This window comes from Paenibacillus phoenicis, assembly GCF_034718895.1.
Taxonomy (GTDB): domain Bacteria; phylum Bacillota; class Bacilli; order Paenibacillales; family Paenibacillaceae; genus Fontibacillus; species Fontibacillus phoenicis.
Genome location: NZ_JAYERP010000003.1, coordinates 1 through 12,722, shown reverse-complemented (window position 1 = coordinate 12,722; position 12,722 = coordinate 1). Strand labels below are relative to the sequence as shown.

The following is a 12,722-nucleotide window of genomic DNA, read 5'->3' as shown; positions in this document are numbered from 1 at the left end:
GGAAGTTAATCATGATGACTAGGAGATGTCATTCTAGCAAAATTGAGTTATAGTAGGTAATGCAATCGGAACATTCGAAAGGGCAGTCATCATGAACAAAGCAAATTCCTTCTTCCTTCGCAAGAACGAAGAATTAGGTGTTGAATTAAATGAAATCCAGAAGCAAGCGGTCCTTCAAACAGAGGGACCCTTGCTTTTGTTAGCTTCACCGGGATCGGGGAAGACCACAACGATCATTATGCGGATCGGGTATCTGATCGAGGAGAAGGGGGTTCCTCCCAGAAGGATCAAGGCGGTAACGTTTAGCCGCGCTTCGGCGAACGATATGAAGGAGCGGTTTAAAGCCTTTTTCCCAGAGCTGACGCCTGTTGATTTCTCCACGATTCATAGCCTGGCTTACGAGGTGGTGCGAGAGCATTTCCGTGCGACCCAGACGCCGTTCCAGATCATCGAAGGCGATATCGACGCGGCCCAGCAAGAAACCAGCGGTTCGGAGCAATTCCCGCTACACAAGAAGATCATATTGCGGAATCTCTTTAAAGCGATAGCCGGAGAGAATATTACGGATGACCAGTTAGATGAGCTGACGACCTATATTAGCTTTATCAAAAATAAAATGATCCCCTCCGAGCAATGGTCTAAGGTCAAAGTAGAGGTGCCCCATGCCGAACGGATCTTGCGGGAGTACGAGCTCTTTAAGCAGTCTGGCACCCGGTCGCTGCTGCTTGATTATGACGACATGCTGGTGGTTTGCGAACGGATTCTGGCGGAGAATGAAGGGGTGCTTCGCAGGTATCAGGGGCGTTATGATTATGTCCTCACAGATGAGAGCCAGGATACGTCCAGGGTGCAGCATGCGATTATCGAGAAGCTGGTGCATAAGCATCGTAACTTATGCGTCGTTGCCGACGATGATCAGAGCTTGTACAGCTGGCGAGGGGCGGATCCTGCGTATTTGCTGAACTTCAAGCAAGTCTATCCGGAGGCGGCGATTTTGTTTATGGAGCAAAATTACCGCTCTTCCCCGGATATCGTGGACGTCGCCAACACGTTTATCCAGCGCAATCAGGACCGATACCCGAAAAAGATGTTCACCGAGAATCCCCCGCATAAGCCAATTGAGATTCGCTGCTTGGACGATTACGGCGATCAGGCCAAATATCTGGCGAAAGAGATTCAGCAGATCGAGAACCTTGCCGAGGTGGCGATCCTTTATCGGAATAATTCCTCATCCATCGCTTTAATGAACGAATTTGATCGTGCGGGCATTCCTTTTTATATGAAGGATGCGGATAACCGGTTCTTTTCCCATTGGGTTGTCGAGGATATCCTGAATTTCATGCGGATGACGTTCACGGATAAACGTCCCGATATTCTGGAGAAAATCCATCTGAAATTTAATGGTTATATCAGCAAGGAGCAGATGGCGGCGCTGCTCAAGATCCAGAATGACGAATCGGTCTTTGATAATCTGCTGAATCGGGTGCCGTTGAAGGATTATCAAGTGAAGCAGCTGCAGATGTGCAAGGAAACGTTTCAGGAAATGAAGGGGATGCCGCCGCTGCATGCCATTCACGTGATCCGCGATCGCTTGGGCTATGAGAAAGCCCTTGAGAAGATTTGCGAGTGGAAGGGGTTCCGCATGGAATATCTGATCGGCATCCTGAACACGCTGGAGGAAATTGCGGCGGGGCTACATACCATGGAGGAGTTTGCCGCCAGATTAAAATACCTGGAGTCTGCCTTGCGAACGGCAAGGTCCAAGCGAGGGCAAAATGCCGTCACCTTCTCGACAATGCACAGCTCCAAGGGCCTGGAGTTCGAGCGAGTGTATATGATCGATCTTGTTGAGGGGATCATCCCGTCTAAGGCGGATAAGGAGAACGCGGAAATGATGGAGGAGGCGACCCGGCTGTTTTATGTGGGGATGACCCGGGCGAAGAAGCATCTGGAGCTTCTGACTTACAAGAAACGGGATGGGGTAGAGGTGACGGAGTCGAGGTTCGTGGCATCCGTCAGGTACATCCAACTTCCATCCCAAGCGTCCGCGGCTTCATCCGTGGCTTCGCCACCCATGCCCGCTCTATCGCAGGACAACCCCAACGCCATCCGAAATCTGGCCGAGCTAAGGGAAGGGGAATCCATTGTCCATCGGGCTTTCGGAAAAGGCATGATCGTTCAAGTGAACGGGGAACGGGTTCATATCCGGTTTGAGACCGGGGAAAAAGCCTTATCAACGACCACCTGTCTCCAAATGGGCTTGTTGGAGCGAGCAGAAGGTGCATCATAGCGATCGCCACCCCAATCGCACCGGCTATACACAAGTATACCGCTAAGAAATAAGCATCTGCTTAAACAGGTTTAAGCAGGAGAGACGCTGATCATTTCAGCGTCTTTTTTTTATCAACCGCCCTGCAAGAATAATCAATTCCAGGAAATGTACTGCCAATCCTGAATTTCCTTCATTCTACCCGCCTGCAAAAATAAGCGATTGCTGGAAATTGACGGGCATCTTAGAGTGATTACATCGAACATCAAAGGGAAAGGAGAGGGAAACATGGCTTCCTCCTTGGAACCGATTACAAAACGGACAACGCCTGTAACCAGGGCCCGCAGTCACCGGCTGCGACAAATTGGGAAAATCCTGATCCGGGATAAATTCCTTTATGTGTTGGCACTACCGGGCCTGCTGTACTTTCTGATCTTCAAATACGTTCCGATGTGGGGAATCATCATCTCATTTCAGAACTATTCGCCTTATCAGGGGGTGTTGGCCAGTCCTTGGGTGGGACTGGAGCATTTCCGGCGGTTTTTCTCCAATCCTGATTTCTTTATGTTGTTTCGAAATACGCTCGCAATTAACACGTTGTCGCTCATCTTCTTTTTTCCGCTGCCCATTCTACTCTCCTTGATGCTCAACGAAGTGAGGCAGCAGGCTTATAAGAAAATTGTACAATCCATCGTTTATCTGCCGCATTTCTTATCTTGGGTCATTATTGTAGGGATTACCTTCATTTTGTTCTCAACGGGAGATGGAGCGGTTAATCAAATGTTGGTGAGTTTGGGCTTTGAGAAAATCGATTTTCTCACCAGTAAAAATTATTTCTGGGCCATGCTCACCGCCCAATCCATCTGGAAGGATGCCGGGTGGGGAACGATTATCTTCTTAGCAGCGATGGCCAGCATAGATCCGCAGCTCTACGAGGCGGCCAAAATCGATGGGGCGGGCCAGTTCCGCCAAATGTGGAATGTTACGCTGCCCGGCATCCGCTCGGTCATTGTGATTTTGCTGATTCTGCGCATGGGTCACATTATGGATGTCGGCTTCGAGCAAGTGTTCCTCATGATGAACGGGGCCGTCTCAGAGGTGGCCGACGTCTTCGATACGTATGTGTATCGTCTAGGCGTGAAGCAGGGACAATTTAGTTACAGTACGGCCGTTGGTTTATTTAAGTCGATGGTGGGATTGATTCTCGTCATTGGGACGAACAAGCTGGCTAAGAAGTTTGGCGAGGAAGGGGTGTACTAACCGGATGAGTTATCGCAGCCGTGATCGGATGTTTCAAGCCGTTAATGCCATCCTGCTCGGCATCATCAGCCTGATTACGTTTTTTCCGTTATACTACGTGTTTGTCGTTTCGTTTACGGAACCGTCCGCGTACCGTTCCAGCGAACTTCAACTGTTTCCCAAACAGTGGAGCCTGGATTCTTATAAATACTTAATGTCCACCAATGCATTCTTAAACGCTACCGGCAACAGCGTCTTTCTGGCGCTGGTTGGCACGGCGCTTAGCTTGTTAATTACCTCTTGCTTGGCCTATGCGATTTCTCGTAAGCGCTTGCTGGGGCGGAAAGTCATCATGCTGCTGATCTTACTGACCACGTTGTTTAATCCTGGCATCATCCCGCCTTATTTGCTGGTCCGTGACCTGCACCTGATCAATAGCATTTGGTCCCTGATTCTCCCGGTGCTGACCAATGGGTGGTACGTCCTCCTGATGAAAGGATTTTTTGACAGTATCCCAACCAGTCTGGAGGAGGCGGCCCGAATTGACGGCTGCAATGATGTCAGCGTGTGGTATCGCGTCATTCTTCCCTTGTCGCTGCCTTCGCTGGCGGCATTTGGGTTGTTTTACGCCGTGGCTTATTGGAACACCTTCTTTACGGCGCTTCTTTATATCAACGAGTTCTCCAAGCAGCCTCTCCAAGTGTTGCTGCAAAATATGCTCATCGATGCTTCAACCGCTGCCGGGGGTTCCGTTGCGGCGGAAATGATGTCCGAGCAGCGAATTCCGCCGGAGACGCTGAAAATGGCGGCCGTAGTGATCGCGACCGTTCCGATTCTACTCGTGTATCCCTTTTTGCAGAAGCATTTTGCCAAAGGGGCCATGGTGGGTTCGGTCAAGGAATAGTCTTATCTATTTATTCGAATAGGGAGGTCAATGCGTCATGCAAAAAAAGAGTTTCGTCTTGTTGAGTGTCACCTTGCTCGTGAGTCTGTTGCTATCCGCTTGTTCAGCTGGCACGAAGTCGGGATCCAGCGGTTCGGAGGGCTCGACCAAGCCGCTGGAGGTAAGCATTATGACCATGTATTACACGCCGGAGCCTCCGGGACCGGATAATGTGGTCGTCAAAGAATTCGAGAAGCGGACCAATACCAAGTTGAATATCACCTGGGTCTCTCCCAATAACTATGGGGATAAAGTGAATGTCACCTTGGCTTCCGGCGATATTCCGGATCTCATCCTGCTGGATGACCCGTTTAATGCGCAAGTGCGGGGGATGGTGGCGCAAGGTGCCTTCTGGGATCTGACCCCGTATCTTCAGGACTACCCGAACTTAATGCAGTACCCCAAAGAATCCTGGGAAAACACGAAGCAGGCTGACGGTAAAAACTACGGCATCCCGCGTCCGCGCCCTACCGATGGCGGAGGGTTCACTTACCTGCGTAAGGACTGGCTGGATAAGCTGAAGCTGGACGTTCCAACCACGACCGACGAGCTCTATGAAGTGCTTAAAGCGTTCGTTGAGCAAGACCCGGACGGAAATGGGAAGAAGGATACGATCGGGTATATCGGGTTTGTGGATCAAAACGGGATGGCCAATTTCGGTCAGCTTCAGAACAGCTTCACCCAAGTGAACGGCGAGTGGAAGTTGATCGACGGCAAGCTGGTAAACGTCAACCTGTTGCCTGAAGTCAGAGAGAGTCTGGTTTGGCTGAATCGGGCTTATACGGAAAAGCTGATTCCGGAGGATTTTGCCGTATTAAAAAATACGCAGTCCAAGGACTTGCTCAAATCGAATCGCGGCGGCGGGTTCCAGGATACGGTGGAGGCGGCTTGGGAGCCTACGGAAGAGCTGCGTAAAACGATTCCTGAAGCCGACTTCCTGCCCTTGGTTTCGCTGAACGGGTATTCCAATAAAGACAGCGGATTTTTCGGGATGTTTGCGATTCCCAAAACCGTTCCCGAAGACAAAATGAAGCAGCTGCTGAAGCTGATGGATTATGGGGCAAGCCAGGAAGGAAGCGACTTGGCCAACTTCGGCTTCAAGGATGTGCACTATACCGAGGAGAACGGCATCAAATTAGCGACGCCGCAAGCCCAGAAGGATATTGTCGCTCAGCAGGCGCTGGGTCAAATTTTTCTGAAATATGATCCCTACCTCCGGGCTTATCGTACAGGAATGCCGCTTGATGTCCTGGAACGGAACAAGAAAATTATCGACGAGAAAGCGAAAATCAGCATTGGGGATCCGGCGATCGGACTGTATTCGGAGACCAGCACCTTAGTAGGGACGGAGCTGCGCAAGAAAATTCAAGATATGAAAACCAAGGTGATGATGGGGAAAGAACCGATCAGCGCTTGGGATGAATACGTGGAGAAATTGAAGGCGGATCCGGATTTGCTCAAAATTACCGAAGAGATGAACGAAGCCTATCAGAAACGTGCAAAAAGTGAATAATGACCCAGCCCCCGAGACCAAAAATATGGTTTTCGGGGGATTTTCCTCGTTTCCATCTATAGTAAGATAGGGAGTACCAATGGAAACTACGGAAAGGCGGGGATTTATGAAGAAGAGCCATTTTTTTCGAAGAAGCTTATTTTTGGTGTTATGTGTCACCAGCCTGCCCACCGTGATTATAGGGATTACGTTCTACATCGCTGGCCGTGCCTATATGGAAAATGAAATCACGCGTCATCATGACGCTTTATTGGTGAAGACAATTGATCGAATGAACGAAAATTTAGCCCAACTGGAGCTGGCTGCGACGCAGTGGTCCTTGGACAGTCGTCTGGACGGAAGGCTCGGAGAGATTGATTTAATTGACGAATATAACGTGACGCATAACCTTTATCGTTTTTTGGGGGTCATGAAAGGAGCCTATCCTTTAATTGACCAAGTCTATTTGTATTTAGACCGGCAGAAGCCGGTGATCGTATCGGATATTGAAGGGATCGTCCCAGTGACCGATGTCCGGCAACAGAAGCAATTTCACGGGTTGCTGCAGCAAGGCAGAGCGGAGTTTTGGCAGTTCGACTTAACGAAGGTAAACGGAAAAGGGGCAGGCCCTTATGTGGCTCTCGTCCATAAGCTGCCGAGTATCGGCAAGCCATACGGCGCGCTGATTTTTTATTTGGATCAGTCGAAGCTGGTGCAAATGGTGGAAGGCATGTCGGTTGATAATGAGGGCGCTTCCTTTTTGATGGGGAAGGATGGCTCGCTGCTGGTCTCCCCGTCGTCCCTGAACCGGAAGAATGCGGAGCTGGAGCTTGCCGTGCAGGAGAGCGTCATGCTGAGGAAGGAGAAGACCGGCTCTTATCTATTTGAATGGAAAGATAAATCCTATTTGATCTCTTACGGGGAATATTCCCGCTTAGGCGAACCTTGGAGATACGTCACCACGATGCAGCTGTCGCAACTCACCGCGCCGATCGTGATTATCTCCCGAATTATTTTGGGGATGGGAGGCGTCGGGCTGATCGTGGCTTGTCTGTTCTCCTGGATGGCTTCGCATCGGCTCTACCGTCCAATCCGCCGGTTGGTTCGCCTGGTCAAAACGCAGAAGCCGGACCCCGGGTCTGAGGTAGGAGATGAATTGGACTATATCGCCAACCAGTGGAACCATTTGAGCGAAGAACGTAAAGCCTTGGAGACGAAGCTGAAGCAAGCGTATCCCTCGCTGAGGGCCGCTTTTATGATGCAGCTGGTGCAGGGGCATGTTTACTCGCTGAAGGAGCCGGAAATCCGTGCAAGGTTAGAGACCTTTGGATGGTCATCGGAATCGCAGTGGTTTGGGCTTATGCTGGCGCGGGTCACGGGGGTGTCCAAAGCAGACAACCGTTTTATGGAGAACGATGAATATCTGGTCTCCTTCGCCGCGGCCAACATCGCACAGGAAATGGTGCGAAGCCGGGGCATTCAGGCGGAAATTATCCATTTCCATGACCTCACCGTGGGGATCCTGCTCTCTTTTCCGTCCGAAACAAGAAAACCGCATGTCAAGGAAGAGCTGTTCAGCTTGGCGGAGGATTTAGTCCGTACAATCAGTTCGCTGCTTAAGATGCAAACGACGATTTGCATTGGCCGGTTAACCAACGAGATCAAGGATATTCCGGAAATGCTGCCGTTTCTCCAGAACGCGATTCTTTATCGGGATCTAAAGGAACAATGCCAGGTGCTTGATTTAGAGGAGATTCTGCCCTATACGCCACAAGAGGTTCATTATCCCTTTGCTTTGGAGAAGGAACTGCTTCAAGCGTTGCGGATGGGGCAATGCGAGCAGGCGATGCAGCTGATCGAGGCATTTATCTCGGAGCTGGTCCTGCATTCGGGCAAAGAGAAGCTGCTGAAGGAAGGCGTGATGCAGGTGCTGGGAAGCATCATGCATACGTTATTGGAGACCGGCTACCAGCCTCACCAGTTATACGAAGGTGACAACCCGTTTGAGCAATTAAATCAAATTCGGGAGCCGGAGCAGATCGTGCGTTTTTTTCAACAAAAAATCATCCTCCCGTATGCGCAGAAGTTAAGCGAGGATCAGACGGCCCGAGCGAAGCCGCTCATCGAACAGGTGACGGCAATGCTGAAGGATCAGTTCGCAGAAGGGATTTCGCTCGAAGCGTGCGCGCATCATTTTAATACAACGCCATATACGCTTAGCCGCTTGTTCAAACAGGTGACCGGCATGAATTTCATCGATTATTTAACGGCCCTCCGGATCGATAAGGCGAAGGAACTGCTCAGCGACTCGGATATGAAAGTGAATGAGATTGCAGAGCAGGTTGGGTTACAACCTTCCTATTTTATTCGGCTATTTAAAAGGTTTGAACAGATTACGCCGGGACAATACCGTGAGAAAATCATGAAATAAAGTAAAAATTTCATATCCCTCACTGCATCCTTTTTCATTATAATAGAGAAATATAATAAGATTTGGGGGTCGTCATGAAAACAACACAAACTCAGCTAGGCCAAGGGCGGAATGAGCGTTTCTCTTCTGCCGGTTTTATCTTGGCTGCGATTGGCAGTTCCGTAGGTCTCGGAAATATGTGGAAATTCCCGTATATTACGGGCGAACACGGAGGGGCTGCCTTCTTCCTTCTCTTTATTATCTGTTTGATCTTGATTGGCTTGCCTCTGCTGTTGGCGGAGCTGGCCATTGGGCGGGCAGGACGCGGAAGTGCGTCTACCTCCTTTGTTAAAGCCGGCGGTCCTAAAGTGTTTGGCCGTCTCGGGCTGCTGCAAGTCATCGCTCCATTTCTCATCCTGAGCTTCTATGTCATCGTTGCCGGCTGGACGCTTCATTATGCTGTTCAGTCCTTCAGCGGAAGTCTATATGTCAATTCCGACTATAGCGGGCAATTCGGCTCGTTCACCCAAGGCCTGATGCCGCTCGTATGGCAAGCGGTGTCTGTGCTGGTTACCGCCATTGTGGTAGGGAAAGGGATCTCCGGCGGCATTGAAAAGTTCAATAAAGTGCTGATTCCGGGTCTTGTTGTTCTTCTGATCATTTTGATGATTCGGGCATTAACCTTACCGGGAGCTGGGGAGGGCGTCTCCTTCTTCCTTCAACCGGATTTCTCGAAGCTGAGTCCGGAGGCGGCTTTGGTTGCGCTGGGACATGCCTTCTTCTCGTTATCGCTGGGGATGGGGATTTTGCTCACCTACGGGGCTTACGTAGATAAGCGTCAATCCCTTGGCACGGCCACGCTGGCGATCGGGGCAGGGGACTTGGTCTATGCGTTTATTGCGGGGTTGATCATTTTCCCGACGACCGCTTCTTTTGGCTTAGAGTCCAACGCCGGGCCGTCCTTGGTCTTCATCGCGCTGCCGGCTGCGTTCTCGGCTATGCCGTTTGGCGCCTTCTTCGGCGGGTTGTTCTTCATCCTGCTGGCGATTGCAGCATTGACCTCTGCGGTATCGCTGCTGGAAGTGCCGGTTACCTACGTGATGGACCGTTGGGGCTGGGGCCGCGGAATGTCCGTGACGATCATCAGCGTCCTCGTTCTGTTGGTCGGGCTGCCCTCCGTCTTGTCCTTTGGCGTCGTACCTGCTTTGATGGACATGGGCGGGAAGAACTTCTTCGACTGGCTTGATTTCATTACCTCGAATATTTTGCTGCCGGTGGGCGGCTTGATTACGACCCTCTTTGTAGGGTACTTTTGGAAAAATGCCGCGGAAGCTGCCGGGCTCAAGTCCGGTTGGTTCCGGTTATGGCTGTTTATGGTTCGGTATATCGCGCCGGTACTCGTCGTGCTTGTGCTGTTGCATACCACCGGAGTGATCAAGTTTTAGGAAGTTTAAGCAAGGGGCGCGGTCTATCGCGTCCCTTTTTTTGTTTGACTTATTTACAAAGCTTGCTATATATTTAGATAGCATGCTCTGTAAAAGGTGGTGAAGGGATGCAGCATGAAAGCAGAAAACCAATCCTGATATCTTCTTTGAAGATCATCGAGAATCAGGCTAGCAAAATCGGAGATCTTCACCTGAAGGAAGTTGGATTAACGCATAGTCAAGCCAACTTGATCTTATTTCTGGCTCATCACGCGGATCGAAAAATCCGCCAGCGGGATATTGAGGTTGCTCTCAATTTAACAAACCCAACGGTGAGCGGATTGATTAAACGGCTGGAACAGAAACAATTTATCGTACGATCTGAAGATCCGGAGGATTCGCGAGCGCGGATTATTTTGCTGACGGAAAAGGCGAAACTATTGGTGGATCAGATCTTTGAACATATACATCAAACAGAAACCAAACTGCTTGAAGGGTTTGCTGAGGAGGAAGTGAAGCTCGTGTCGAGCCTGCTAAGACGAATTGCCGAAAATGCGCTCAAAAATTTCTAACCCGGGGACCTGGAAGTAGATATGAATGATGGAGGGATGGCAATGGCAAAGCGCTCATCACAGTTTTGAGCGATTTTACGCCGCTGGCGCTCGCAGCCGGATTAGGCGCAGGTATTGGCCGACAGCGTGGCCGAGATCACGAAGATGGCCGCTCAGACTGGAGTTGGCGGATTGTATTGGACCGCAGCCATTTTGGGGATGGGCATCATCGTTGGGGCGCTGGTTCTGATCCCGTTAAGAAAAAAGAGCCCACAAAGGCACCTGAGCGGATTTCGGGTGTCTTTTTTTATCCGCATATGAATCTACCAAAAAGTTAAAAATTAAACATTTCGCAAGCCTAACCTTGCATAAAATGAATTTGAATCGCTTACATATATTGGGTGACTTACAAATTTAGAGATTTGGAGGGTGAAGGATGGCTGCGAAAGTTGCAAAAGGTGCGAAGGCCGCAAAAGCGGCGAAAGGGAAGAGCTATACCGAGGTGTGGCATTCCGCCAAGTTCAAGACGCTGATCTCCCGCAAGAAACGGTTCATTATTCCGTCGACTGTCTTTTTCCTGCTGTTTTACTTCGCGCTCCCGATCATGACCTCGTATTCGGAGGTATTGAATCAGCCGGCGATTGGCCCGATTTCCTGGGCATGGCTGTTCGCGTTCGCTCAGTTTATCATGACGTGGGCGCTGTGCATCCTGTACTCGCGTGTTGCGCGAAGGTTCGACCGGTTGGCGGATGAAATTCGGCGGGAAATGGGGGCGTAACGATCATGGCATTTACTTTATTTTGCGCGATTGTGCTGTTGACGTTGGTCATTACCTATTTTGCCGCGAAAAAAACGAACAACACCAGTGAATTCTACACCGCAGGCGGCGGGCTGAAGGGCTGGCAAAATGGAACCGCCATCGCCGGTGACTATATGTCGGCCGCGTCATTTCTCGGTATTGCCGGGTCGATCGCCTTGGTTGGGTTCGACGGATTCTTTTACAGCATCGGGTTTCTCGTTGCTTATCTTGTCGTGTTGTACCTGGTTGCGGAACCGCTGCGGAATCTGGGCAAGTATACCGTTGCTGACATGATTGCGTCCCGCTTTGCGAACAAGGAAGTCCGCGGCTTTGCGGCGCTGAATACGATTGTGATCTCGATCTTCTATATGATTGCGCAGCTTGTTGGAGCCGGGGCGCTGATCAAGCTCCTGCTGGGACTCGATTACGTCACTTCGGTGCTGATCGTTGGGGTGCTTATGACCATCTACGTTGTGTTTGGCGGGATGCATGCCACAAGCTGGGTGCAGATCACCAAAGCGATTTTGCTGATGGGCGGCACCTTCGTGATCTCGCTGATGGTCTTCGCCAAGTTTGATTTTAGCCTGACCGGCATGTTTGAGCAGATGAAGACCGCAACGCCACTCATGGAAAAGTACTTAAATCCGGGCAACAAATATAACGTGCCGCTGGAGACGATATCGCTTAACCTGGCATTGGTGCTGGGGACGGCGGGGCTGCCGCATATTTTGATCCGGTTCTTTACGGTGAAGGACGCCCGTACGGCTCGCAGCTCCGTGGTTTACGCGACTTGGATCATTGGGATCTTCTACGTGATGACGATCTTCCTTGGCTTCGGGGCCGCTGCGTTCGTTGGCACCGAGGAGATCACCGCCGTCGACAAAGCCGGCAATATGGCCGCTCCGCTGCTGGCTAGGGCGCTTGGCGGCGACTTCCTGTTCGCTTTTATCTCGGCGGTCGCGTTTGCGACGATCCTGGCTGTGGTCACCGGCCTTGTTCTGTCCGCAGCTTCGGCTTTTGCACACGACTTCTACGGACAGATCGTCCGCCGCGGCAAAGCGTCCGAAGGCGAGCAGCTGCGGATGGCTCGCTGGGCCTCGATTGGCGTATCGATCATCTCGATTCTGCTGGCTCTTTTTGCTCAGAAAATGAACGTGGCTTTCCTCGTCTCGCTGGCTTTTGCCGTTGCGGCAAGCGCTAATCTGCCGATTATCCTGTTCACCGTGTTCTGGCGAAGATTTAACCGCACGGGGGCGATATCCGGCATGCTGTTTGGTTTGTTCAGCACGATTATCCTTGTGGCGCTAAGTCCAAACGTCTGGGATCCGGAGCCGGGCAAGGCGATTCTGACCGGAACGGCTCTTTTCCCGATGACGAACCCGGGAATTATTTCCATCCCGCTTGGCTTTCTTGCTGCGTTTGTCGGCACCTTCCTGTCCCGCGAGAAAGATGAGGCGAAATACGCCGAGGTGCTGGTTAAAGCGAACACCGGAGCTTAAGCAAAGGCTAAATTGCAACCTAACGACTCCAATTGGGGTCGTTTTTTTAAGATATCAGAAAGTATAAACTTCGGGGCATTGGCATCCTGATATCGC

The 12,722-nt window shown here is 50.8% G+C and carries 9 protein-coding genes; all 9 read left to right on the top strand.

Annotation, left to right across the window (positions count from 1 at the left end; all coding sequences use genetic code 11):
* Positions 1-91 precede the first annotated feature (91 nt).
* Positions 92-2,290: an ATP-dependent helicase gene (locus U9M73_RS21895; protein ID WP_323079273.1), complete on the top strand. Its 2,199-nt coding sequence runs from the start codon at positions 92-94 to the stop codon at positions 2,288-2,290.
* Positions 2,291-2,557: 267 nt separating this feature from the next.
* Positions 2,558-3,529: an ABC transporter permease gene (locus tag U9M73_RS21890; RefSeq protein WP_323079272.1), complete on the top strand. Its 972-nt coding sequence runs from the start codon at positions 2,558-2,560 to the stop codon at positions 3,527-3,529.
* Positions 3,530-3,533: 4 nt separating this feature from the next.
* Positions 3,534-4,412, top strand: a complete 879-nt coding sequence (locus tag U9M73_RS21885) for a carbohydrate ABC transporter permease (protein WP_036644887.1) — start codon at positions 3,534-3,536, stop codon at positions 4,410-4,412.
* 37 nt (positions 4,413-4,449) lie between these two features.
* On the top strand, positions 4,450-5,964 hold the full coding sequence (locus U9M73_RS21880; RefSeq protein WP_260069724.1) for an extracellular solute-binding protein: 1,515 nt from the start codon (positions 4,450-4,452) through the stop codon (positions 5,962-5,964).
* Positions 5,965-6,070: 106 nt separating this feature from the next.
* Positions 6,071-8,374, top strand: a complete 2,304-nt coding sequence (locus U9M73_RS21875) for an AraC family transcriptional regulator (protein WP_260069725.1) — start codon at positions 6,071-6,073, stop codon at positions 8,372-8,374.
* 74 nt (positions 8,375-8,448) lie between these two features.
* The gene (locus U9M73_RS21870; RefSeq protein ID WP_323079269.1) at positions 8,449-9,798 is read left to right on the top strand and encodes a sodium-dependent transporter; all 1,350 of its coding nucleotides are present in this window, start codon (positions 8,449-8,451) and stop codon (positions 9,796-9,798) included.
* Between the two features lie 107 nt (positions 9,799-9,905).
* Complete coding sequence (locus U9M73_RS21865) at positions 9,906-10,349, top strand: MarR family winged helix-turn-helix transcriptional regulator (RefSeq protein ID WP_009224567.1); 444 nt, start codon at positions 9,906-9,908, stop codon at positions 10,347-10,349.
* A 415-nt stretch (positions 10,350-10,764) separates the two neighbouring features.
* The gene (locus U9M73_RS21860; protein ID WP_009224569.1) at positions 10,765-11,106 is read left to right on the top strand and encodes a DUF485 domain-containing protein; all 342 of its coding nucleotides are present in this window, start codon (positions 10,765-10,767) and stop codon (positions 11,104-11,106) included.
* Positions 11,107-11,111: 5 nt separating this feature from the next.
* Positions 11,112-12,626 (top strand): solute symporter family protein, encoded by a 1,515-nt coding sequence (locus tag U9M73_RS21855; protein ID WP_323079267.1) that lies wholly within the window; start codon positions 11,112-11,114, stop codon positions 12,624-12,626.
* The last annotated feature ends 96 nt before the right edge of the window (positions 12,627-12,722 follow it).